Source organism: Pseudomonas guariconensis, assembly GCF_900102675.1.
GTDB classification, from domain to species: Bacteria; Pseudomonadota; Gammaproteobacteria; order Pseudomonadales; family Pseudomonadaceae; genus Aquipseudomonas; species Aquipseudomonas guariconensis.
In genome coordinates this window covers 82,092-105,453 of sequence record NZ_FMYX01000002.1, presented here as the reverse complement: position 1 = coordinate 105,453, position 23,362 = coordinate 82,092, and the positions used below count along the sequence as shown (strand labels likewise).

Annotated in this window: 23 protein-coding genes; 11 read left to right on the top strand and 12 right to left on the bottom strand. The window is 62.9% G+C overall.

The features are described from left to right. Positions 1 to 2: 2 nt before the first annotated feature. The 4 genes from livM (at position 3) to BLS27_RS03375 (ending at position 4,245) form a co-directional block, all read left to right on the top strand. Positions 3 to 1,292 carry a high-affinity branched-chain amino acid ABC transporter permease LivM gene (livM, locus tag BLS27_RS03390; protein WP_043211937.1) on the top strand — a complete coding sequence of 430 codons (1,290 nt, stop codon included), beginning with the start codon at positions 3 to 5 and terminating at the stop codon, positions 1,290 to 1,292. Beyond that, positions 1,289 to 2,164 (top strand): ABC transporter ATP-binding protein, encoded by an 876-nt coding sequence (locus tag BLS27_RS03385; RefSeq protein WP_043211934.1) that lies wholly within the window; start codon positions 1,289 to 1,291, stop codon positions 2,162 to 2,164. The genes livM and BLS27_RS03385 overlap by 4 nt, the downstream gene beginning before the upstream one ends. After that, a complete protein-coding gene (locus tag BLS27_RS03380; protein WP_043211932.1) occupies positions 2,161 to 2,877 on the top strand; it encodes an ABC transporter ATP-binding protein in 717 nt (238 codons plus the stop codon). The genes BLS27_RS03385 and BLS27_RS03380 overlap by 4 nt, the downstream gene beginning before the upstream one ends. 600 nt (positions 2,878 to 3,477) lie before the next feature. Beyond that, on the top strand, positions 3,478 to 4,245 hold the full coding sequence (locus BLS27_RS03375; protein WP_043212011.1) for an SDR family oxidoreductase: 768 nt from the start codon (positions 3,478 to 3,480) through the stop codon (positions 4,243 to 4,245). A gap of 47 nt (positions 4,246 to 4,292) precedes the next feature. On the opposite strand, the gene BLS27_RS03370 is transcribed toward BLS27_RS03375, so the two are convergent. The 4 genes from BLS27_RS03370 to BLS27_RS03355 all read right to left on the bottom strand — a co-directional run bounded on the left by BLS27_RS03370 (position 4,293) and on the right by BLS27_RS03355 (position 7,062). Beyond that, entirely contained in the window at positions 4,293 to 4,544 is a 252-nt protein-coding gene (locus tag BLS27_RS03370) for a hypothetical protein (protein WP_043211929.1), read from the bottom strand. Between the two features lie 53 nt (positions 4,545 to 4,597). After that, complete coding sequence (locus BLS27_RS03365; protein ID WP_043211925.1) at positions 4,598 to 5,716, bottom strand: AGE family epimerase/isomerase; 1,119 nt, start codon at positions 5,714 to 5,716, stop codon at positions 4,598 to 4,600. 91 nt (positions 5,717 to 5,807) lie between these two features. Then, positions 5,808 to 6,440, bottom strand: coding sequence for a TetR family transcriptional regulator (locus BLS27_RS03360; RefSeq protein ID WP_043211922.1), 633 nt, complete (start codon positions 6,438 to 6,440; stop codon positions 5,808 to 5,810). Between the two features lie 121 nt (positions 6,441 to 6,561). Beyond that, positions 6,562 to 7,062 carry a phage infection protein gene (locus tag BLS27_RS03355; protein ID WP_090343167.1) on the bottom strand — a complete coding sequence of 167 codons (501 nt, stop codon included), beginning with the start codon at positions 7,060 to 7,062 and terminating at the stop codon, positions 6,562 to 6,564. Positions 7,063 to 7,371: 309 nt separating this feature from the next. On the opposite strand from BLS27_RS03355, the gene BLS27_RS03350 reads away from it, so the two are divergent. Continuing rightward, on the top strand, positions 7,372 to 9,438 hold the full coding sequence (locus BLS27_RS03350; protein ID WP_090343166.1) for an AsmA family protein: 2,067 nt from the start codon (positions 7,372 to 7,374) through the stop codon (positions 9,436 to 9,438). Positions 9,439 to 9,573: 135 nt separating this feature from the next. Here the strand turns inward: BLS27_RS03350 and BLS27_RS03345 are convergent, their stop codons facing one another. Both BLS27_RS03345 and osmE read right to left on the bottom strand, forming a co-directional pair. Beyond that, positions 9,574 to 10,104 carry a ferritin-like domain-containing protein gene (locus tag BLS27_RS03345; RefSeq protein WP_043207973.1) on the bottom strand — a complete coding sequence of 177 codons (531 nt, stop codon included), beginning with the start codon at positions 10,102 to 10,104 and terminating at the stop codon, positions 9,574 to 9,576. Between the two features lie 47 nt (positions 10,105 to 10,151). Then, positions 10,152 to 10,493, bottom strand: a complete 342-nt coding sequence (gene osmE / locus BLS27_RS03340) for an osmotically-inducible lipoprotein OsmE (protein ID WP_043207971.1) — start codon at positions 10,491 to 10,493, stop codon at positions 10,152 to 10,154. Positions 10,494 to 10,612: 119 nt separating this feature from the next. On the opposite strand from osmE, the gene BLS27_RS03335 reads away from it, so the two are divergent. Beyond that, positions 10,613 to 11,503, top strand: a complete 891-nt coding sequence (locus BLS27_RS03335) for an esterase/lipase family protein (protein ID WP_090343163.1) — start codon at positions 10,613 to 10,615, stop codon at positions 11,501 to 11,503. On the opposite strand, the gene BLS27_RS03330 is transcribed toward BLS27_RS03335, so the two are convergent. Next, positions 11,484 to 12,377: a DMT family transporter gene (locus BLS27_RS03330; protein WP_090343161.1), complete on the bottom strand. Its 894-nt coding sequence runs from the start codon at positions 12,375 to 12,377 to the stop codon at positions 11,484 to 11,486. The two genes, BLS27_RS03335 and BLS27_RS03330, sit on opposite strands and share 20 nt — an antisense overlap. A 207-nt stretch (positions 12,378 to 12,584) precedes the next feature. On the opposite strand from BLS27_RS03330, the gene BLS27_RS03325 reads away from it, so the two are divergent. The 3 genes from BLS27_RS03325 to BLS27_RS03315 all read left to right on the top strand — a co-directional run bounded on the left by BLS27_RS03325 (position 12,585) and on the right by BLS27_RS03315 (position 14,805). Further along, positions 12,585 to 13,370: an AraC family transcriptional regulator gene (locus BLS27_RS03325; protein WP_043207965.1), complete on the top strand. Its 786-nt coding sequence runs from the start codon at positions 12,585 to 12,587 to the stop codon at positions 13,368 to 13,370. Between the two features lie 74 nt (positions 13,371 to 13,444). Beyond that, positions 13,445 to 13,726 (top strand): PsiF family protein, encoded by a 282-nt coding sequence (locus BLS27_RS03320; RefSeq protein ID WP_043207962.1) that lies wholly within the window; start codon positions 13,445 to 13,447, stop codon positions 13,724 to 13,726. Between the two features lie 71 nt (positions 13,727 to 13,797). Beyond that, positions 13,798 to 14,805: an AI-2E family transporter gene (locus BLS27_RS03315; RefSeq protein ID WP_043207960.1), complete on the top strand. Its 1,008-nt coding sequence runs from the start codon at positions 13,798 to 13,800 to the stop codon at positions 14,803 to 14,805. Between the two features lie 90 nt (positions 14,806 to 14,895). Here BLS27_RS03315 and BLS27_RS03310 read toward each other — a convergent pair whose 3' ends face one another. Continuing rightward, the gene (locus tag BLS27_RS03310) at positions 14,896 to 16,167 is read right to left on the bottom strand and encodes an Hsp70 family protein (RefSeq protein WP_090343158.1); all 1,272 of its coding nucleotides are present in this window, start codon (positions 16,165 to 16,167) and stop codon (positions 14,896 to 14,898) included. A gap of 164 nt (positions 16,168 to 16,331) precedes the next feature. Here BLS27_RS03310 and cbpA point away from each other — a divergent pair, with 164 nt between their 5' ends. Both cbpA and BLS27_RS03300 read left to right on the top strand, forming a co-directional pair. After that, the gene (cbpA, locus tag BLS27_RS03305; RefSeq protein WP_043207955.1) at positions 16,332 to 17,282 is read left to right on the top strand and encodes a curved DNA-binding protein; all 951 of its coding nucleotides are present in this window, start codon (positions 16,332 to 16,334) and stop codon (positions 17,280 to 17,282) included. A 2-nt stretch (positions 17,283 to 17,284) separates the two neighbouring features. Then, the gene (locus tag BLS27_RS03300) at positions 17,285 to 17,590 is read left to right on the top strand and encodes a chaperone modulator CbpM (RefSeq protein WP_043207952.1); all 306 of its coding nucleotides are present in this window, start codon (positions 17,285 to 17,287) and stop codon (positions 17,588 to 17,590) included. Between the two features lie 86 nt (positions 17,591 to 17,676). Here BLS27_RS03300 and BLS27_RS03295 read toward each other — a convergent pair whose 3' ends face one another. The 4 genes from BLS27_RS03295 to BLS27_RS03280 form a co-directional block, all read right to left on the bottom strand. Next, on the bottom strand, positions 17,677 to 18,195 hold the full coding sequence (locus BLS27_RS03295; protein ID WP_043207949.1) for a GNAT family N-acetyltransferase: 519 nt from the start codon (positions 18,193 to 18,195) through the stop codon (positions 17,677 to 17,679). A 40-nt stretch (positions 18,196 to 18,235) separates the two neighbouring features. Continuing rightward, positions 18,236 to 19,651, bottom strand: a complete 1,416-nt coding sequence (cycA, locus tag BLS27_RS03290; protein ID WP_043207947.1) for a D-serine/D-alanine/glycine transporter — start codon at positions 19,649 to 19,651, stop codon at positions 18,236 to 18,238. Between the two features lie 216 nt (positions 19,652 to 19,867). Next, complete coding sequence (locus BLS27_RS03285; RefSeq protein ID WP_090343155.1) at positions 19,868 to 21,232, bottom strand: PepSY-associated TM helix domain-containing protein; 1,365 nt, start codon at positions 21,230 to 21,232, stop codon at positions 19,868 to 19,870. 57 nt (positions 21,233 to 21,289) lie between these two features. Then, on the bottom strand, positions 21,290 to 23,341 hold the full coding sequence (locus BLS27_RS03280) for a TonB-dependent copper receptor (RefSeq protein ID WP_090343152.1): 2,052 nt from the start codon (positions 23,339 to 23,341) through the stop codon (positions 21,290 to 21,292). Positions 23,342 to 23,362: the final 21 nt, after the last annotated feature.

The following is a 23,362-nucleotide window of genomic DNA, read 5'->3' as shown; positions in this document are numbered from 1 at the left end:
ACATGTCTGCTGCCAATACTGTTTCTTCCGGTTTCGATATCAAGCGCAGCCTGCTGGAGACCATCGTCGCTGGCCTGCTCGCCCTGATCGTGTTTGGCCCTGTCGTCGGCGTGGTGCTCGACGGCTACAGCTTCAATGCCGAACCCCGTCGCGTGGCCTGGCTGGTCGGAGGGGTGATGCTGGGGCGCTTCCTGCTCAGCCTGTTTTTGCAGACCGCCTCGGGGCAGCGCATGCTCCAGGGCTTCGAAAGTGGCGGCTCGGGCGTGCACGTGCTGGCGCCTGACTACAAATCACGGCTGCGTTACATCATTCCGGCGCTGATCGTCATCGCCATCGTGTTTCCGGTCTTTGCCAACAAGTATCTGCTCACCGTGGTCATCCTCGGCCTGATCTACGTGCTGCTGGGCTTGGGCCTGAACATCGTGGTAGGTCTGGCGGGCCTGCTCGACTTGGGCTACGTGGCGTTCTACGCCATTGGTGCCTACGGTCTGGCCCTGGGCTACCAGTACCTTGGCCTGGGCTTCTGGAGTGTGCTGCCACTGGCGGCCATCGCCGCAGCACTGGCCGGGTGCATACTTGGATTCCCCGTGTTGCGCATGCATGGCGACTACCTGGCGATCGTGACCTTGGGCTTTGGTGAGATCATCCGCCTGGTGCTGAACAACTGGCTGTCGTTCACCGGTGGCCCCAACGGCATGCCGGCACCGGCGCCGACCTTCATGGGCCTTGAGTTCGGCCGTAGGGCCAAGGATGGCGGAGTGCCCATCCACGAGTTCTTCGGTTTCGAATACAACGCCAACCTTAAGTTCGTGTTCATCTATGCAGTGCTGTTCATCGTGGTGCTGGCCGTCCTGTACATCAAGCACCGTCTGACCCGCATGCCGGTCGGCCGGGCCTGGGAGGCGCTGCGCGAGGACGAGATCGCCTGCCGCTCGATGGGCCTGAACCATGTACTGGTCAAGCTATCGGCGTTTACCCTGGGCGCTTCCACCGCAGGCCTGGCTGGAGTGTTCTTCGCCACCTATCAAGGCTTCGTCAACCCGTCTTCGTTCACCTTCTTCGAATCGGCGTTGATTCTCGCGATCGTGGTGCTCGGCGGCATGGGCTCGACGGTAGGCGTGGTGATTGCCGCGTTCGTGCTGACCGTGGCACCTGAGTTGCTGCGCAGCTTCTCTGAATACCGGGTACTGCTGTTTGGTGTGCTGATGGTGCTGATGATGATCTGGCGACCGCGAGGGCTGATCCGCATCAGCCGTGCCGGTGTGACCCCGCGTAAAGGAGTGGCGCCATGAGCGACGATATCATTCTCTCGGTCGACAACCTGATGATGCAGTTCGGCGGCATCAAAGCGCTCAGCGATGTCAGCCTGAAGGTCCGGCGCAACCAGATCTTCGCCCTGATCGGCCCCAACGGCGCCGGCAAGACCACCGTGTTCAACTGCCTGACCGGCTTCTACAAGGCCAGTGGCGGGCGCATCGAACTGAACGTGCGCGGTGGCCGCACCAATGTGATCCAGTTGCTCGGCGAGCGTTTCCAGGCGGCGGATTTCGTGTCCCCGGCGCGTTTTGCCAATCGCTTGTACTACAAGATGTTCGGCGGTACCCACCTGGTCAACCGCGCAGGCCTGGCCCGGACATTCCAGAACATTCGCCTGTTCAAGGAAATGTCGGTGGTGGAGAACCTGCTGGTGGCCCAGCACATGTGGGTCAACCGCAACCTGCTGGCTGGCGTGCTCAACACCAAGGCCTACCGCAAGGCCGAAAGCGATGCCCTGGACCATGCGTTCTACTGGCTGGAAGTGGTCGATCTGGTCGATTGCGCCAATCGCCTGGCCGGCGAGCTGTCCTACGGACAGCAGCGTCGCCTGGAGATCGCCCGGGCCATGTGCACGCGGCCGAAGATCATCTGCCTGGACGAACCGGCTGCCGGTCTCAACCCCCAGGAAACCGAAGCCCTGAGCCGCATGATCCGCGTGCTCCGCGATGAACACGACATCACCGTGGTGCTCATCGAGCACGACATGGGCATGGTCATGAGCATCTCGGACCATATCGTGGTGCTCGACCACGGCAACGTGATTGCCGAAGGTGCGCCGCAGGACATCCGCAACAACCCGACGGTAATCGCCGCCTACCTGGGTGCCGACGAAGAGGAACTGGTATGAGTGCACCCATTCTCGAGCTCAAGGACCTGGATGTGTTCTACGGGCCCATCCAGGCGCTGAAGAAAGTCAGCATGCACATCAACGAAGGCGAGACGGTCAGCCTGATCGGGGCCAACGGCGCCGGCAAGTCGACCTTGCTGATGTCGATTTTCGGCCAGCCCCGGGCCGCGTCCGGGCAGATCGTCTACCGGGGCACCGACATCACCCGCAAGTCCTCGCACTACATCGCCTCCAACGGCATTGCCCAGTCGCCGGAAGGACGCCGGGTGTTCCCCGACATGACTGTCGAGGAAAACCTGATGATGGGGACCATCCCGATTGGCGACAAGCATGCCGATGAGGACATGCAGCGCATGTACGAACTGTTCCCGCGGCTCAAGGAGCGTCGTAACCAGCGGGCCATGACCATGTCCGGCGGCGAGCAGCAGATGCTCGCCATCGCCCGGGCATTGATGAGCCGTCCCAAGTTGCTGCTGCTTGACGAGCCGTCACTGGGGCTGGCGCCGATCGTGGTCAAGCAGATCTTTTCGACCTTGCGCGAGCTGGCCAAGACAGGGATGACCATCTTCCTGGTGGAGCAGAACGCCAACCATGCGCTGAAGCTCTCCGATAGGGCTTATGTGATGGTCAACGGCCAGATCCGCATGAGCGGTACGGGGCAGGAGCTGCTGGTCAACGAGGAAGTGCGCAACGCCTACCTCGGCGGACACTGACCCAGTAACCGGGCCGCAGCGCGGCCCGGTTGTTCACGCCAATGTGGACAACTTGTCGCATACCCTGCACGAGGGCCCGCAGAATCCCTTCGCAAGTCATTGTTTCCACAGGCTTCGCTTTGTCCACGGATCGTGTGGAACCGCCTGTGGAAAACATGGTGGCAGGTGTCTCTACGCCTTTACCGGCGCGCCTTACAGGCATCTGTATGTTTTTTGACCAGGTCAGGCTTGAGGACGTTTTTACTGCAGCCGCGCAGTCCGCAAACAGCGTGTCGATGTTTGGCGAAGGCTGTGGATAACTCTGTGAAAAAGCCTTGGACAGACCGCTGCAAGCGGCACCGTTGAAAGCGTTGGGCCATCACCGAAAAGCGCTCCACAGACCCGCTGGACAACGTTGCGTTCATTCAGGATGACGAGTTGCCCCCAATCCGTGGGGAAAGCCTTGTGGATAAGGTGCGTATAGGTGCGTTGAGCCTGTCTATTACAAGGGTTTCAAGGTGTTGGCTATTTATTGACCAGCATGGGGTGCGCTTGCTGGAGACGATGCAGCAGACCATGCTGAGCATCTGTCGACGACAACCCACCGTGAAGGAGATGCGCATGACATCCACCGTATTCATCACCGGCGCGACGTCCGGCTTTGGTGAAGCCACCGCCCGCCGTTTCGCTGAGGCAGGTTGGAAGCTGGTGCTCACCGGTCGGCGCAAGGAGCGCTTGGACGCCCTGTGTGCCGAGCTGTCGGCCAAGACCCTAGTGCATGGTCTTGCGGTCGATGTACGTGATCGCCAGGCCATGGAACAGGCGATCGCCAGCCTGCCGCCGACTTTCGACAAGCTGCAGGGCCTGGTCAACAACGCAGGCCTGGCACTGGGCGCGTCACCTGCCCAGGACTGCGACCTGGACGACTGGGAAACCATGGTCGACACCAACATCAAGGGCTTGATGTACACCACCCGGCTGCTGTTGCCGCGCCTGATTGCCCATGGCCGTGGGGCCAGTATCCTCAACGTAGGTTCGGTGGCGGGCAACTATCCCTATCCGGGCAGCCATGTCTATGGCGGCACCAAGGCGTTCGTCGGGCAGTTTTCATTGAGCCTGCGCTGCGATCTTCGCGGCACCGGCGTGCGTGTCAGCAACATCGAGCCAGGACTGTGCGAGAGCGAGTTTTCGCTGGTGCGCTTCGGCGGGGACCAGGCGCGGTACGATGCCACTTACGCGGGCGCCGAAGCGATCCAGCCCCAGGACATTGCAGAAACCATCTTCTGGATGCTTACCCAACCGGCGCACATCAATATCAACAGTCTCGAATTGATGCCGGTGAGCCAGGACTGGGCTGGTTTTTCGGTCCACCGCTCGAGCAAGGACTGAACGGACGCGAACCGGCTTTGGCCGGTTCTCGCAGTGCCGTCGATACTTTATTTGATCAGTGACAAGTAGGTTTTGTTGGGCTCGATGATGTTCAGGGCTTGAAGCACATCGTTGATGGCGTCCTGTCGGCCGAGATCCTCGGCGGTGGCTTTTTGGCTCATCACGCGGCGCAAGCTCAGCAGGTAGCTCAGTTTCCCATGGGCGTGTTCATCGTAGCGTTGATTGCTGCTGTCGATGATCTTCTGGGCCGCCCTGTCGATCTGCGTTTCCACGAATGCTGCAAAATCGTTGTTTTTCATGTCCATTGTTCCTCCGAGATGGAAGAACAATGGTGAGGGGGCATGGCGGTCGATCAGCAGAGGGAAGTGTTGTCCGCACAGGCAGCCTGCAGGCCTTCCAGACACGTCGCCAAATGGTAGGGCGTGGTGGACGGCATGTCGTGCCGGCTGACCTCGCCTTGGCCATCGCGGCATTCATACCAGCCTCCGGCATGCAGGAACCGACCCTCGAGCGCCTGCAACTGCGCCAGTAACTTCGCCGCGCTCCCCGGCCGCAACGCCAGCGCTCGCAGGTATTCCGCCTGCGCCCAAATGCGTTGGGTGGGGTCGATCACCTTACCCGCGACATCCAGCATGGCCAACACTGCCGAATCCTTAACGCCGGACTGTTCGGCATAGATGAATGCACGATCGATGGAGGCATGCAGCGGGGTGCCACGCAGCAGCGGCGAGGTGTCGAGCAGATAGAACCATTCGAACTGATGCCCCGGCTCGAACCAGTTATCCACAGCCCCGTTCGGTTTCTCCAGCATCAAGCCGTGGACGGGATCGACGAAGCGCGCTTGCAGCGCTTCGCACAGCGACAACAAAGCGTGCTCGACAGCGTCGTCCTCGCGCACCGCCAGGGTCTGCAGGAAGGCTTCGGTCAGGTGCATCTGAGGATTTTGCAGGGGACCGCTACCCAGGTCCGACCAGTCTTCGCCCAGGCTGGCCTCATACAGCCCGTCATCCCGGGCGAAGCGCTCGGCGACGATATCCAGGGCGGCGTTGAGCGCGGACTCCACCAGACCCTCGCGCACCTTGCCCCAGTAATGGGCGCATGCGAAGACGATGAAGGCATGGGTATAGAGGTCCTTGCGCCGGTCCAGTGGCCGACCTTCGGCATCGATGCTGTAGAACCAGCCGCCATGTTCGGCATCGTGGAAATGCCGTTGCAGCGAGCGGAACAGCGCCGCCGCCCGCTCGGCCGCGCCCGGTTGCTCGATCCGGCTGCTGAACAGGTACAGCTGCCGGGCACAGGCCATGGCGCGGTAGCGCTGCACGGGCATGGGCCGGTGTTCGCCATCGAGGGCTTCAAAGGGCAGGGCCAGTTCGGCATTCCAGCCCGGACCTTGCCACAGTGGCACGATGCAGTCGGCGAAGTGCTGGTTGAAGCGAGCCAGTTCGGGCAGGGTGGGGCGGGGGTCGGACATGAAGGCGCTCGTCGCAATCGGGCAGTGCGCCATGGTAGCAGAATGGGGTTGCAGGGCGCTCGCGCCGGTACTTTACCGTTGTTGGCAACGATCAGCCTGGATTTCCCAACCCTTGCCAGTGGCGCGCACCCACGAAAATGAAGCGCAGTTGCTGGGTGATCTTTTCCTGCGGGGTGAGGGCCTGTGGATTCGCGGCGTCAGGGCTGTCGATCAGTTCGGGCAACGTGGCGAACACGGTCTTGACCACAAGGTCTGCCATCACTGCCAGTGCGGCGCCGTCCAGATGCTGCCAACGCGGCATGCGCGCCAGGTCGGTGGCGAGGTCTGCGCTGATGCCCTGGCGCAGTTGAGCAATGGCTTGGCGCACGGCCTGGGAGCCACCGTACTGTTCGCGGGCCAGGAACAGGAATTGCGCGCGGTGGGCAGCCACCACGTCCAGGAATATCCGCACCGAAGCGTCGGTGATGCCTCCGAGTTCGAACTCGTTGTGCCGCACGATCCGGATGGTCTGGCGGAACGTCGCATCGACCTCGGCCACCAGGGCCAGGCCCAGGGCGTCCATGTCGGTGAAATGCCGATAGAAACCGGTGGGGACGATACCCGCGGCCTTGGCTACTTCGCGCAGGCTGATGCTGCCGAAACCCCGGCCACTCTCCATGAGCTGGCAGGCGGCATCGAGCAGGGCCTGGCGTGTCTGTAGCTTCTGTTCGGCGCGCGGCAGCATGGGACGTATTCTGTGACTGTACGGCTGGGCACTCTAGATAAAAAAACGAAGCCCGGTCAATGGACCGGGCTTGGAGGGGAGCAGGTATTGCTTGGCGGGTTGTTGTTCTTGGCCATGGTGATCAGCCCATGCGGCCAAGTTCTACCAGGCGATCGGAACCGCCTTCGGCGACGCGGTTGTTACGCTCGATCAGGCGATCGGAGCCACCCTCGGCGACGCGGTTGTTACGCTCGATCAGGCGATCGGAACCACCCTCGGCGACGCGGTTGTTGCGCTCGATCAGGCGATCGGAACCACCCTCGGCGACGCGGTTGTTGCGTTCGATCAGGCGATCGGAGCCGCCTTCGGCGACGCGGTTGTTACGCTCGATCAGGCGATCGGAGCCACCCTCGGCGACGCGGTTGTTACGCTCGATCAGGCGATCGGAGCCACCCTCGGCGACGCGGTTGTTGCGCTCGATCAGGCGATCGGAACCGCCTTCTGCCAGGGTATTGAGTGGCTGGCTGACGGTGGCAGCGCTGGACCGGGATTCAGCCGTAAGATGTTGTTCGGCAGCCGGCAAAGCGAAGGCGTTGGCGGCAAGGGCTGTCAGGGTCAGGCTCAGCAGCAGATGGCGTTTCATGATCTCGTTGCTCCTCTAGGGGGCTGGGAAAAGTGGGTACGAGGCCAATGCTACGCTCGGTAACGCCAGAGAAAAGTTCATCCGGGTAATGGTAACAATCGATGCCATTGATACACCGCTTGAGCGGCTCTGGCTCAGTGTTTTCAGAGAAGTCCAACTGGAGTGTCACCGGTGGTTGAGGCCCGCGCACCGACCGCTCGGGCCGGTTTATGATCGCCATCGATTAAACCCGGCGCGCTTTCGTCAGTCCGACATAATGAGTGCCATCGCGGTGCCCGTTTTGTGCCATGCAGTCAGGAGAATTACGCAATGACGCGTCCCTTGCGCATCCTTACCTGGATCCTCACCAGCCTGTTGACCCTGCTGGCGATACTGGTGGTAGCGATCGCCACGTTCGACTGGAACCGCGTGAAGCCGCTGCTCAACGAGAAGGTCTCCGAAGCCCTGCACCGCCCTTTTGCGATCAACGGCAATCTGGCCGTGCAATGGCACCGTGAACCTTCAGAGGGCGGTTGGCGCGCCTGGATCCCCTGGCCGCACTTCGTGGCCGAGGACTTGACCCTCGGCAACCCCGACTGGCTCGAAGCGCCGCGCATGGTCGGCCTTGAGCGTGTAACGTTTCGTCTGTCGCCGGTGCCGCTGGTATTCCAGCAGATCGTCATTCCACGCATCGACCTCACCAAGCCTACCGCCAGCCTGACGCGCTTGGCCGATGGCCGGGCCAACTGGACTTTCGATCTCGGCCCCAAGGATGAGAACGCCCAACCCTCTCCCTGGGTGCTGGACATCGGCGCCATCGGCTTCGATCAAGGCAACGTCAGTTTCGATGACCAGACGCTGAAAACCCGAATGAAGGTCCAGATCGATCCGTTGGGCAAGCCGATCCCCTTCAGCGAGATCGTCGGCAAGGCCCGTGCCGAGAAGACCGGCGTTGCCCAGGATTACGCCTTTGGCCTCAAGGCCCAAGGCACCTACAAAGGCCAGCCGGTCTCCGGCACGGGCAAGATCGGCGGTCTGCTGGCCTTGCAGGACGCCAGCCAGCCCTTTCCGCTGCAGGCCGACGCGCGGATCGGCGATACCCGGGTGGCGCTCGCTGGCACCCTGACCGACCCGCGCAACCTAGGGGCGCTCGATCTGCGCCTGCGCTTGTCCGGCAGCAGCCTGGGCAATCTTTACCCCCTCACGGGTGTGACCCTGCCAGACACCCCGGCCTACGCAACCGACGGTCACCTCACCGCCAACCTGCACGATGCCCAGGGGGCGCGGTTTCGCTATGAAGGCTTCAACGGCAAGATTGGCGACAGCGATATCCACGGCGACCTGACGTTCGTCGCCAGCCAGCCACGACCGAAGCTCTCTGGCAACCTGGTGTCCGAGCAGTTGCTGTTCAAGGACCTGGCGCCGCTGATCGGCGCCGACTCCAACGCCGAGCAGAAGGCCCGGGGCGGCGCCAGCAAGCAGCCGACCGGAAAGGTACTGCCGGTAGAGGAGTTCCGTACCGAGCGCTGGCGCGCGATGGATGCGGACGTCACCTTCAGCGGCAAACGCATCGTGCACAGCGAGCAATTGCCGTTCAAGGACCTCTCCGCCCACGTATTGCTGGAGGACGGCCTGTTGCGTCTGGAGCCTCTGCGTTTTGGCGTGGCGGGCGGCAACTTGAACGCGAACATACGCCTGGACGGGCGCAGCGTGCCGATGCAGGGGCGGGCGCGCCTGAGCGCCCGGGGCTTCAAACTCAAGCAGTTGTTCCCAAGCTTTGCGCCCATGCAGACCAGTTTCGGCGAACTCAATGGCGATGCCGACCTCAGCGGACGTGGCAATTCGGTGGCGGCCTTGCTGGGCACTTCCAATGGTGATCTGAGCCTGTTGATCAACGACGGCGCCATCAGCCGCAGCCTGATGGAAATCGCCGGGCTCAACGTGGGCAACTATGTGATTGGCAAGCTGTTCGGCGACGAGGAGGTGAAGATCAACTGTGCGGCGGCCAACGTGGGTATCAAGGACGGGTTGGCGACCACGCGCCTGTTCGTCTTCGACACCGAAAACGCGATCATCTACATCAATGGCACGGCGAATTTTGCCACCGAGCAACTGGACCTGAAGATCACGCCTGAATCCAAAGGGCTGCGCCTGTTCTCCCTGCGATCCCCGCTCTACGTGCGGGGGCCGTTCGCCAAGCCCAGCGCTGGGGTGCAGGCGGTTCCGCTGGCGCTTCGCGGGGCAGGGATGGTCGCCCTGGGCGTGGCCATGGGACCTGCGGCCGGGCTGCTGGCGCTGATCGCACCGGGAGATGATGTGCCCAACCAGTGCACACCGCTGCTGGAGCAAATGAAGGCAGGCAAGGCGCCGAGTGCGGTGAAGGGCAAGAAAAAGTGATCGGTGACGAGTGCGGGCGCCGAGACAGGCTTCACGGGTAAGCCCGCTCCACAGATAGCGGTGTGATTGACGGCACTGCAGAGCTTGCGGGAGCGGGTTTCTTCGCGAGGGCTGCAGAGCAGCCCCCAAACTGGCTTACAACCCTTTCAAGAGGTCCGCCATGTCATCGGCATGTTCTTCTTCCTGGGCCAGAATATCCTCGAAGATACGCCGAGTGGTCGGGTCCTTCTCACCGATGTACTGGATGATTTCACGGTAGCTGTCGATGGCGATGCGCTCGGCCACCAAGTCTTCCAGCACCATCTCCTTGAGCGTGCTGCCGGCCACGTACTGGGCGTGGGAGCGCTTGCTCAGGTTGTCGGGGTTGAAATCCGGCTCGCCGCCCAACTGGACGATCCGCTCGGCCAGCCTGTCGGCATGCTCGGCCTCCTGGGTGGCATGCTCGAGGAACTCGTCGGCAGCGACGCTGGCCTTGATCCCGCTGGCCATGAAGTAATGGCGCTTGTAGCGCAAGTTGCAGACCAGCTCTGTGGCCAGCGCCTCGTTGAGGAGGGTAAGGATCTTGTCCCGGTCGGCGTTGTAACCCTCGGTCACGGCGCCTTGTTCGACATGTTGTCGGGCACGCTCGCGCAGGGTCCGGACATCGGTCAGTTCAATAGCGTTCATGTTCGTCTCCGAAAGGATCAGGGTATTCACGGTGCGTCAGGGAGGGCTCACGCGCCGGGTACGGCCTCGCGGTCCTCTTCTCGTTGCTTGCAGGTCTTGAAGCCCTTGGCGTCGACATGACCGGTGGCGTCGAAGCGCACGTAGTAGGGCTGCTGGTGGCCGTCGCGGTTGAGGATGTAGTCATTGCAGGTACCGCCATTGGGCAGGTCGGTAGCGTTCGACGGGCTGCCGCCGATGGCGATGACTTTCTGCATGGTCATGCCGTTTTCCACTTGCTTGACCAGCGGCTCGTCACGGTAGGTCACGTAATCCACCGGGTTTTCCGGATGGCTGCCGCAGGCGGCCAGCGCCGCGCTTGCCAACAGGATGGCCAGGGTCTTTCTGTACATGGTCCGGCTCCTTGCTCAGGGGTGTTCTGGTTGGAACCGCAGGGCGCCTCAGGAGTTCGATTGCATCGCGCCGGCACGGCCTTGTAGTGTTGGCCTACGATCCAGGCAGAGGGCAGGGAATGAGCCAGGAACTTGCCACGCGTTACCCGTTGGTGCTGGTGCCGGGCATGCTCGGCTTCGTGCGGCTGCTGCTCTATCCCTACTGGTTCGGCATCGTCCCGGCATTGCGCCGGGGCGGGGCGCAGGTCTTTGCGGTGCAGGTCTCGCCGCTGCATTCCAGTGAGCTGCGCGGCGAGCAATTGCTGGCGATCATCGAGGACATCTGCGGGCGCACCGGCGCTGCGCGCGTCAACCTGATCGGCCACAGCCAGGGAGCCCTCAGCGCCCGCTACGCCGCGGCGAAACGGCCCGACCGGGTCGCCTCGGTGACCTCGGTGGCAGGGCCCAACCAAGGCTCGGAACTGGCCGACTACCTGGAACGCAAGGCCCCGGGAGACTCAGCCCAAGGGCGGATGCTCAAAGCCGTGCTGCATGGCACGGCGGTGCTGTTGGTCTGGCTGGAAACCGGCTGGCGCCGTGACCCGCTGCCGATCGATGTGCATGCCTCGCACCAGTCCTTCACCACTGCCGGTGTGGCCCGCTTCAACCAGGCTTATCCACAGGGCCTGCCTGTCACTTGGGGCGGGCAGGGCGATGCCGAGGTCAATGGCGTGCGCTATTACTCCTGGTCCGGCACCTTGCAGCCGGGGCGTACCGATCAGGGGCGCAATCGCTTCGACGCCAGCAACCGCTTCTGTCGTCTGTTCGCCCGAACGTTCGAGCGTGAGAAAGGCCAGTGCGACGGCATGGTCGGGCGTTTCAGCTCGCATCTTGGCCAGGTGATCGGCGATGACTACCCGCTCGATCATCTGGACATCGTCAATCAATCCCTCGGCGCGGTGGGCAGGGGCGCCGACCCGGTGCGCCTGTTCACCGAACACGCTGCCCGGCTCAAGGCTGCGGGGCTGTAACAGGCCGGCGTACAGGTGTGGTCCAGCGTTCGGCCAACAGCACGCCCGCCAATGTCAGCAGGCCGCCATACAGGTGATAGCTGGCCAGCTGCTCGTCCAGCACCACGGCGGCGATCACTGCCGTCACCACCGGCAGCAGGTTGAAGAACAGCGTGGTGCGGCTGGGCCCCAGGCGATGCACGGCCTGCATCCATACCCGTGGCGCCACCATGGAGGCGAGCACGCAGGCGTACAGCACCAGGCCGATGTTCTGGGCATTCAGCCCGGTTTTCGGTGACAGCAAAAACAACGGCAGCAGCACGAGGATCGCCACCACCACTTGCAAGTACAGCAATTGCATCGCCGGCAGGCGCAGTTGCCATTTCTTCAGAAGGAAGCTGTACAGCGCGTAGGCAAAGGTGGCCACCAGCATCAATAGGTCGCCGCTGTTGAGGCCTTGCTGCAGCAAGGCACTGGGTTTGCCGGCCGAGACCACTTCCAGCACGCCGATGAACGATAACAACGCGCCGCACAGTGCACCGAAGGTCAGGTGTTGGCCGAGCCAGGCGATGGCCAGGGCCAGGGACATCAGCGGCATCAGCGAGAGGATGATGCCCATGTTGGTGGCGCTGGTGATGCCTGCGGCGAAGTAGGCCAGGCTCTGGTACATGGCCATGCCCAGCACACCAAGGACGAAGATCTTGCCAAGGTGTGGGGCGATCGCGGCGCGGTTGCGCAAGACCTGGGGCAGCAGGAACGGCGTGAACAACAGGCCTGCCAGCAACCAGCGGTAGAAGCCGATCTCGGCAGGGAAGATCGCCCCGGCCGAAAGCTTGGTGACCACGGTATTGCCGGCCCAGATGAGGATGGCCAGCAGGGGAAATGCGTAATTCATGGAACTGTGAGTCTCTGAGGGTGTTGCAAAAATTCGGGACTGCCTTGAAGCCCTTCGCGGGTAAAGCCGCTCCCACAGGTCCGGCGTATTCCTGTAGGCGCGGATGAGCCGCGAAGTGCAGGCAGGCCCAAGCTGGCAGTCATTATCCTTTGTCTGTTCACAAGCCTATACTCGCATCCAGACAACCCACCCTTCGAAGCAGCCAACATGGCCCGCAAATATCTCGACATCCCTGCCTTCGAGCGACTCCCGGCGCCGGTGTACTTTCGCTACGACGAATTCGGCGCTGATACCCACAGCGCCCCGCATCGTCATCCTTGGGGGCAACTCAACTACGCAGCCCATGGCGTCATGCACCTGGACGTCGATGGCCAGCGCTTCGTCTCGCCGCCCCATTACGCCGTGTGGGTGCCTCCAGGGACCGAGCATGGCTGCTATAACCCCCAGGCGATCGTCTACCGTTCGGTGTACTTGGCCAGCGAGCTGTGCCAGGACCTGCCCCAGCAGGCCTGCACCCTGGTGATCAGCGATATTCTCAAGGCCATCCTCGGCGACTTCGCCCAACGCGATCTCAAGGTGGCCCAGGACGAACGCGACCAGCGCCTGGTCCAGGTGCTGCTGGACCAGTTGCACCTTGCGCCGACGCAGGCCTGCTACCTGCCATTCGCCCGCAGTGAAGGCCTGCGCCAGGTGCTCGAAGCCTTGCATGCCGAGCCTGGCGACAATCGCCCGTTGTCCGAGTGGGCCGGCCTTGTGCATGTGAGCGAACGCACCTTGGCGCGCCAGTTCCTGCGTGAGCTGGGGATCAGTTTCGGTGAATGGCGCCTGCGCCTGCGCTTTCTGCGCGCCATCGAGGCGCTGGAGGCGGGTCTGTCGATCCAGTCCATCGCCTTCGACCTCGGCTATAGCACCGCCTCGGCGTTCATCGCCATGTTCCAGCGCCAGGCCCGCTGCACGCCCGAGCAGTATCGTCGCCGGGCGCGTACGGCCTGAGCGGACGGCGAAAAATCTTGGCTACACTCTGCTCGACGACCACGCATGCAGCGTGGAGACAAGGAGATCGCTTCATGAAAATGCTGCACGTGCCTTTGCTGGTGTTGGGTGTGTTGATCAGTGCCCAGAGCTTCGCAGCCACCGCCCAACAGGAGAAAATGACCACCTGCAATGCCCAGGCCTCGGAGAAGGCCCTCAAGGGCGACGAGCGCAAGGCCTTCATGAGTACCTGTCTCAAAGCCAAGCCCGCCACCCAGCAGGAAAAGATGAAAACCTGCAACGCCGATGCCAGCGCCAAGGCGCTCAAGGGAGACGAGCGCAAAGCCTTCATGAGCGATTGCCTGAAGAAGAAATGACCTGCGCCTATGTTTGTCTGGCGAAGGCTGGCAGACTGCGGCTCTTTCCCGTTGTCCGCCGTTGAGGCTGTATGACCTTCACCCCCCGCCAGATTACCCTGGCCAGCTGGATCATCGTGTTTGCCGGCCTGCTGCTGGTGCTGCCCCTGAAGTTGTTGCCCAGCCTGCTGGCAGGCTTGCTGGTGTTCGAGTTGGTCAACATGCTCACGCCGCGCCTGCAGCCGGTGATCGCTGGGCAACGCGCGCGCTGGTTGGCCGTGGCGCTGCTTGGCACCCTGGTGGTCAGTACGCTGACGCTGCTGATCGCCGGGGCCTTCAGTTTCCTGCTTCACGAGGCGGAGAACCCTGGCGCCTCGCTGGATAAATTCATGGCCCTGGTGGAGCGCGCCCGCAGCCAGTTACCACCGTTCATCGAAGGGTACCTGCCGGCCAGCGCCGCCGAGTTCAAAGTGGCCATCGGCGACTGGCTCAAGAGCCACCTGGGTGAGCTGCAACTGGTGGGCAAGGGTATGGCGCACATGTTCGTCACCTTGCTGATCGGCATGATCCTCGGCGCGATCGTGGCCCTGCAGCGCATCCCCGACATTTCCCGACGCAAACCCCTGGCTGCGGCGCTGTTCGAGCGCCTGAGCCTGCTGGTGCAGGCGTTTCGCAACATCGTCTTCGCGCAGATCAAGATTTCCCTGCTCAACACCGCATTCACCGGCGTCTTCCTGGCCGTGGTGATGCCGCTGTTCGGGGTGCACCTGCCGTTGACCAAGACCTTGATCGTGCTGACCTTCCTGCTGGGGCTGCTGCCGGTGATCGGCAACCTGATGTCCAACACCCTGATCACCATCGTGGGGCTTTCGTTGTCGATCTGGGTGGCGGTGGCAGCGTTGGGCTATCTGATCGTCATCCACAAGGTCGAGTACTTCCTCAACGCGCGGATCGTGGGCGGTCAGATCAGTGCCAAGTCGTGGGAATTGCTGCTGGCGATGCTGGTGTTCGAGGCGGCGTTCGGGCTGCCGGGCGTCGTGGCGGGGCCGATCTACTACGCGTACCTGAAAAGCGAGCTCAAGCGGGCTGAGCTGGTTTGAAGCTTCAAGCTTCAAGCTTCAAGCTGCAAGTAAAAGCGAGTCGGTGGAGACACCCACTTCTTGCAGCTTGCAGCTTATAGCTTGCAGCTTTTAGACGGCGCCGTAGCGCTTGCGTGCTTCGATCGCCAACCCGCTGCCGATACTGCCGAAGATGTTGCCTTCCACATGCCGCGCGTTGGGCAACATGGCCGCTACGCTGTTGCGCAGCGCCGGAATGCCGCTGGAGCCGCCGGTGAAGAACACGGTGTCCACTTGGCTTTCGCTCACGCCGGCCTTGTTCAGCAGTTCGGTGACGCTTCCGCGCACGCGGGCGAGCAGACCTTCGATGGCATCTTCGAATAGTGGTCGGGTCAACTCCACGGCCAGCTCCGGCTCGATGCGGCCCAGGTCGAGGCGGCGACTGTCCTGGTGGGTCAGCTCGATCTTGCTGGCTTCCACTTCCATCGCCAGCCAGTGCCCGGCGCGCTCTTCGATCAGCTTGAACAAGCGGTCGATGCCCAAGGTGTCTTCGATGTCGTAGCGCATGCTGCCCAAGGCCAGTTGGGATTTCTGCGAGTACAGCGCGTTGATGGTGTGCCAGGTGGCCAGGTTCAGGTGATAACTGGTGGGCATCAGCGCCTGGCTTTTCATCCGGCTGCCATAGCCGAACAGCGGCATCACGCCCTGCAGGCTCAACTGCTTGTCGAAATCGGTCCCGCCGATATGCACGCCGCCGGTGGCGAGGATGTCGCTCTGGCGCTCGGCTACCAGGTGGCGCTCCGGCGACAGGCGGATCAAGGTGAAGTCCGAGGTACCGCCGCCGATATCGACGATCAGCACGAGTTCCTCGCGGCTGATGCCCGACTCGTAGTCGAACGCCGCGGCGATCGGCTCGTACTGGAACGACACCTCCTTGAAGCCGATCTTGCGTGCCACCTCGGCCAAGGTGTCTTCTGCTTCTTGGTCGGCGGCCGGATCCTCATCCACGAAGAACACCGGACGGCCCAACACGACTTCGTCGAAGCTGCGTCCGGCATTGGCTTCGGCGCGCTTTTTCAGCTCGCCGATGAACATGCCCAGCAGGTCTTTGAACGGCAAGGCGCTGCCCAGCACGCTGGTGTCGTGCTTGATCAGCTTGGAACCGAGCAGGCTCTTGAGTGAGCGCATCAGGCGGCCTTCGTAGCCTTCCAGGTACTCGTGCAGCGCCAGACGACCGTAGACCGGACGACGCTCCTCGATATTGAAGAACACCACCGAAGGCAGGGTGATCTTGCCGTCTTCCAGGGCGATCAGCGTTTCCACGCCGGGGCGGTGCCAGCCGACCGTGGAATTGGAGGTGCCGAAGTCGATGCCACAGGCACGGGCCGGGGATACGTCAGACATGGGGAGGAGCTTCCGGAGGCAAAACGGCCGCGCAGTTTATGCCAGTGGCCGACTAAATCAAGACCGGTCGTCTGCTCTGGAACAACCCCAGGCGAACCTTGAAAGGCTATGCTTGACCCCAATCTTCAGAAACATCGTAAAAATTCCCAACGGTGATCCCTTAGATGGACTTCAAAGACTATTACAAGATACTCGGCGTCGAGCCCACCGCGGATGAAAAGGCGATCAAGGCCGCCTACCGCAAGCTCGCCCGCAAGTATCACCCCGATGTCAGCAAAGAGCGTGACGCCGAGGACAAATTCAAGGAGGCCAACGAGGCCTACGAGGTGCTGGGCGACGCCCAGAAACGCGCCGAGTACGACGAGATCCGCAAGTACGGCGGCCAGCATGGCCGGCCGTTCCAGGCGCCTCCAGGCTGGGAAAGCCGTGGCGGTGGTGGTGGTTTCGAGGGCGGAGACTTCTCCGATTTCTTCAGCTCGATCTTCGGCGGCCGGGGCGGCAATCCCTTTGGCCGGGGTCAGCAGCAGCGCAGCGCGGGCAGGCGAGGACAGGACGTGGAGCTGGAACTGGCGATCTTCCTCGAAGAAACCTTGAGCAAGGAATCCAAGCAGATCAGCTTCCAGGTGCCGCAGACCAACGCCATGGGCCAGCGCACCGGGTTCACCACCAAGACCCTCAACGTCAAGATCCCGGCCGGGGTGACGGACGGCGAGCGTATCCGCCTCAAGGGTCAAGGCGCGCCCGGTGTCGGGGGCGGTGCTAATGGCGACCTGTTCCTGACCATCCGCATGGCACCGCACCCGCTGTTCGATGTCGAAGGCCATGACCTGATCATCACCGTGCCCCTGGCCCCCTGGGAGGCGGCATTGGGCGCGAAGGTGGCGGTGCCGACCCTGACCGGCAAGATCAACCTGACCATCCGCCCCGACAGCCAGAGTGGCCAGCGTCTGCGGGTCAAGGGCATGGGCCTTGCCAACAAGCAAGGCGAGCGCGGCGATCTTTACGCCCAGCTCAAGATCGTCATGCCTAGCCAGTCGGATGCGGCCACGCGCGAACTCTGGACCAAGCTTTCCGAGAAAGCTGCGTTCAACCCGAGGACACAATGGAGTAGTTGATCATGAGCAGCACCCTGATCGTTCAACTGGACATGCGAACCCTCTGCCAGGAAGCCGACATCACGGCCGACTGCGTGATCGAAATCGTCGAGCACGGCATCGTTGAACCTTCGGGGCGAACGCCGGAGGATTGGTTGTTCGATGATCAGGCACCGCTGCTGGCCAGGCGGGCGGTGAAGCTGCACCGGGACCTGGAGCTGGAATGGGAAGGGGTGGCCCTGGCGCTGGAGTTGCTCGATGAGGTGCAACAGTTGCGCAGTGAGAACAGCATGCTGCGCCAGCGTTTGGGCAGGTTCATACACCTCTGAACGCAGAATAGGTCGCGGGTAAACCCGCTTCGCGCGAACCCTGCGGATGCTGGTTTAGCCGCGAACAGACCGCATCGACTGGACCGTCAGGCGCTTGGCTTGGCGCCTGGGTTGAGCATCAACTGCATGAACGTCAGGTCCAGCCAGCGGCCGAACTTCACCCCTACCTGCGGCATCTGCCCGGTCACCACGAACCCCAGCCGCTCGTGCAGGCGGACCGACGCCGCATTGCCGCTCTCGATGGCGGCGACCATCACATGTTTTCCGCACGCCCGCGCCCGATCGATCAACGCGCTCATCAATAATGGCCCCAGGCCCTTGCCACGCTGGTCGCCCCGGATATAAACCGAGTGCTCGACCGTGTGGCGAAAGCCTTCGAAGGGGCGCCAGTCGCCGAACGAGGCATACCCCAACACGCCACTGTCATCCACCGCCACCAGGATCGGATAGCCCTGCTGTGCACGCGCCTCGAACCACGCCTGGCGGTTGGCCAGGTCGACTGGCGTCTCGTTCCAGATCGCCGTGGTGTTGCGCACGGCGTCGTTGTAGATCTCGAGGATGCCGGGTACGTCATTGGGCAGGGCATCGCGGATTTCAGCGGTCATGACAGCGGCTCGCAAGGATCGGTACTTGGGCCAGGACAGCTCAGCTGTCCTGGGTGTCCCGCACGGCGGTGCGCGGGTGTCGTTTGCTGCGCACCAACTGGTAGGTGGCGGTGAGGATGACGAACCACAGCGGCGTGAAGATCAGGGCCTTGCGGGTATCGTCCTCCAGGCTCAACAGCACCAGGATGAAGGCAAAGAACGTCAGGCATACATAGCACATCAGGCGTCCGCCGGGCATCTTGTACTTCGAGGCCTGGTGCAATGCGGGGCGGTGCTTGCGGTAGTTCAGGTACGACAGCAGGATCAGCGTCCAGACGAACATGAACAGCAATGCCGAGACCGTGGTGACCAGCGTGAACGCCTCGACCAGGTCGGGAATCACGTAGATCAGCGCAGCGCCCAGCAACAGGCAGGTGCAGGAGAAGTACAGGCCGTTGGCCGGCACGGCGCGGCGCGACAGCTTTTCGAATGCCTTGGGCGCATCGCCTTCCTGGGACAAACCATAGAGCATGCGGCTGGTGGAGAACACGCCGCTGTTGGCCGAGGAGGCTGCCGAGGTGAGCACCACGAAGTTGATGATGCTTGCCGCAGCAGGCAGGCCAGCCAGGACGAACAGCTCGACGAACGGGCTCTTGCCTGGCACCACGTCGCGCCACGGGGTGACGGCCATGATCGCGATCAGCGCCAGCACGTAGAACACGATGATCCGCACCGGAATCGAGTTGATCGCCCGTGGCAGAGTGCGCTCGGGGTTCTTCGCCTCTGCGGCGGTGGTGCCCACCAATTCGATGCCGACGAAGGCGAACACGGCGATCTGGAATCCGGCGAAGAAGCCCATCAGGCCATGGGGGAACATCCCGCCATCGTTCCACAGGTTGGCCAGTTGCGCGGTACGCCCGGCCGGCGATTCGAAGCCGGTGACGACCATGTACAGGCCGGTGGCGACCAGGCCGACAATGGCGACGATCTTGATCATGGCGAACCAGAATTCGACCTCGCCGAACATCTTCACTGTGATCAGGTTCAGCGACAGCAGCACGGCTACGCAGATCAGCGCGGGTATCCACTGGGGTAGGTCGGGGAACCAGAACTGCGAGTAGGCGGCGATGGCGATCACATCGGCGATGCCGGTGATCACCCAGCAGAACCAGTAGGTCCAGCCGGTGAAGTAGCCCGCCCACGGGCCGAGCAGGTCGGCGGAGAAGTCGATGAACGACTTGTAGTTGAGGTTCGACAGCAGCAATTCGCCCATGGCACGCATGACGAAGAACAGCATGAAGCCGATGATCATGTACACGAAGATGATCGACGGCCCCGCCAGGCTGATGGTCTTGCCCGAGCCCATGAACAGGCCCGTGCCGATGGCGCCACCGATGGCGATCAACTGAATGTGGCGGTTGGTCAGGTTGCGTTGCAGATGTGAATCGTCTGCGGAGGTTGATGAGGTCCGGGTCATGGGCTGCATTCCGTTGTGGGTCAGTCTTCTTGTGCAGAGCCAAGTAGGCTAACACGCGCGTTCCAGTCCAGGGGCGCGGCAGATCGCCTCGATTTTTGTGTAGCAGCGTGGTGCCTGTGCCGCCCCTTTTCGCGGGTAAACCCGCGCGCACAGAGGATCACTGAAATCTGTCGGAGCGGGTTTTCCCGCGAAAGAGGCGGCACAGACAAGCAGTCTTCAAGCCCCGGCCAGGATCCGTCGGCGCACCACCAGGCTGTCGACCACCCACATCACCAGCATCGAGGCGCCCACCAGCGGGAAGGCCACGCCCAGCACCAGCATGACCACCGTGGCGGTTTTCCAGCGGGGCAAGTCATGGCGCAGTGGCGGAACACCCAGCCCGCCTGCTGGCCGGCGCTTCCACCACATCACCAGCCCGCTCACCGAACCCAGCAGGATCATCAGGCACACCACCAGGATGATCGCCTGGTTCAGCGGCCCGAACATCTTGCCTTCATGCAGCATCACGCCCAGCTCGGTAGCACGGGCGACCGGGCTGTAGTCCTGCCAGCGCACGTCGGCCAGTACCTGGCCGGTGTACTGGTCCACATGCAGGGTGGCGTCGTTGCGCGGGTCATCAGCGAACACTGCGACGGTGAACACACCGCTTGCCGAGCTCGGCAGGGTGATGCTGTAGCCGGGCTCGACCTGGCGCGTGGTGGCCAGGTCCTCGACCTGCTGCAGGCTCACCTGCGGCGCCGCCGGTGCGTTGGACATGCCGTGGTGGGCGCCATGTTCGGCATGGGCGCCGGAAACCGGCATCGGTGTGTTCTCCAGCGCCCAGGGCACGGTCTGGCGGTGGGCGTTGTTCAGCGCGCCGGCCCGTTGATCGGATGTGGGCACATCGTTCCACATGGCCGCCGGGAAGCGGTTCCACAGATCGGCATACTGCTTGCCCCACAGGCCGGTCCAGGTCATGCCGCTGAGCAGCATCAGCAACAACAGCAGCGAGCCCCAGAAGCCGCTGACTGCGTGCAGGTCGCGCCAGAACACCCGGCCACGGGCGGACAGGCGCGGCCACAGCACGCCTGCGCTGCTGCGCCCACGTGGCCACCACAAGTACAGGCCGGACACCACCAGCACGATGCCCCAGCCGGCGGCCAGTTCCACCAGACGATCGCCCACGGTGCCGACCATCAACTCACCGTGCAGGGCGCGGGCCACGGCTTGCAGGTTGTCCTTGGCGTCCTGCTCGCCCAGCATCTTGGCGCTGTAGGGGTCGATGAACACGTTCAGCTCGCGCCCGCCGTCGTGCACCACGAACTGGGCGCTGCGCTCGGCATTGGCCGGCGGCAGGTACTGGCCCACGTGGCCCTGTGGATAAGCCTGGCGCACCTGGGCCAGGAGGGTGTCGGCATCCTGGCGTTGGTGACCGGCCTCGACCACCATCAGGTCGCGGTACAGCACTGGGTCGAGCTGCGGCTTGAACAGGTAAATGATCCCGGTGATCGCCAGCAGGATCATGAAAGGCGCGACGAACAGCCCGGCATAAAAATGCCAGCGCCACGCCAGGTTGTAGAAGGAAATGCGTTGTCCGCTCATGGAACCTCCAGATGACCCGGTTTGGGCGCGGTGATCGCCGCGCCCTGTTTGTTGTTGTCAGAAGCTGATGTCGACCTTGGTCCAGAAGGTCCTACCTGGCTCGTTCACCGGCTGTGGGTCCGTGGCCGGATAGCCGAACCCGGCATTGCCGGCCAGGTTCAGGTGCTCGGCGTAGGTTTTGTCGAACAGGTTGTCGACGCCTGCACTGAGCTTGAGGTTGCGGTTGACCTTGTAGGCACCGTTGAGCGAGAACACACCGAAACCTGCGCTCTTCTCGTAGTCCTTGCCGACCACATTGCCCTGGTTCTCGGCGATGCGATTTTGCTCCGCGACCAGGCGCCACAAGGCCCCGACGCTCCACAGATCGCGGCTGTAGGTCAGCCCCAGACGGCTTTCCAGCGGCGGCATCTGCGGTAGCGCCTTGTCGTCGCTGCTGTTCTTGCCCCACGCATAGGCCAAAGTGGCGTCGGCCTTCCAGTTCTCGGTCAGCCTGTAGGCGGCGCCGAGCTCGCCGCCCATGATGCGGGCGTCGATGTTCTGGGCTTGGGAGCTCATGCCTTGGTAGTCGAACAGAATGTAGTCGCGGATCTGCCCGACATAGCCAGAGGCCCAGGCTTCCAGGCGCTCGTCCTGGTATTGGATGCCGAAATCCACCTGGGTGGTTTTTTCCGGCTTGATGCCATCGAAGGCATTGGCCGCGCCGGCTGGCGCCCGCTTGGGCGAGAACAGCTCCCAATAGTCGGGGAAGCGCTGGGCATGACCCAGGCCGACATACGTGGTTGCCGGAATCACCGCCAGGTCGTGCTCGTAGCGCACGAAGCCGCTGGGCAGGGTATCGGCGCGGGTATCGCCCTCGGTGGGGCTGCCTTGGCGAAAATCGCGGGCCGAGGCGCGATCGAGGCGGGCGCCGGTGACCAGGCGGTCGTTTCCGGTGGCGTACCAGGTCAGCTCGCTGAACACGCCATAGTTGTGGAAGTCGGCGTCCTTGGTCCAGGGCTGGCCTTTGTGTGCGTCGATGCCCATGCCACCGCGTTTGCGGTGTTCGTTGGTTTGCGCGTCGAGGCCGCTGACCAGTTGTACATCGGCCCAGCGCCAGGTGGCTTTGACGCGAGCGCCAAGGGTGCGGCGATCGACGTTGCTGACCATGGGCATGCCCATCATGCCGCTGCCGGAAGGCGTGCGTAGGCTGTAGTTGTCCATCACATGGTCGGCATAGTTGTAATAGACCTGGGCTTCGACCTTGTCGAGCACCTCGCCGAGGTTGGATTTTTCGAAGCGCAGGCCCAGGCTCTCGCGCTTGAACTGCGAGCCGTCCATGCCGCGTCCGGCATAGCGGGCTTCGCCGTCACCCTTGCCTGCGGTGAGCTCCAGCAGGGTATCGGCGTCCGGCGTCCAGCCCAGGGCTACATCGCCGTTCCATTTGTCCCAGCGCGACGGCACGGTATCGCCGTGACCGTCGTCGTAGTCATCCGAGCGCGACTGGTTGCCGACAAAGCGGGCATAGCCCTGGCTGTTGCCGGCGGCGGCATCGAGCACCTTGTCGAAGCGGCCGTTGGAGCCTCCCAGCAGACTGGCATTGACCCGGCTGCCGAGTGTCCCGAAGGACTCGGGTTCACGGTCGAAGAGGATGGTGCCGGCGGAACCGCCAGGGCCCCAGATGACGCTTTGCGGGCCCTTGATCACGGTGAGGCGGTCGTAGGTTTCCGGCGAGATGTACGAGGTGGGCGCATCCATGCGGTTGGGGCAGGCGCCCAGCATCACGCCGCCGTTGGTGAGGATATTCAGGCGCGAGCCGAACATCCCACGCAGCACCGGATCGCCGTTGGTACCGCCGGAGCGGATCGCCGAAAAGCCGGGAATGGTTTTCAGATAGTCGGCGCCATCGCTGGCCGGCACCGGCTGGCGTGGGTCTTTGGGATTGGTGACCACGGTCAGCGGCGAGCTGGGGGCAATGGCGGTGATGACCGTCGGGCTCAGCTCGGCCATCTCGTGCGCATGGCCGTCATGGCCGGTTTCGGCGGCCAGGGCCAGGGGCGCGAGCACAGAGCCGCAGAGCACGGCGATCGTTCCCCGCAGGGAAAGAGCAAAAACAGGGGTACAGCCAGACATAGTGATTCCAGTCGATCAGTC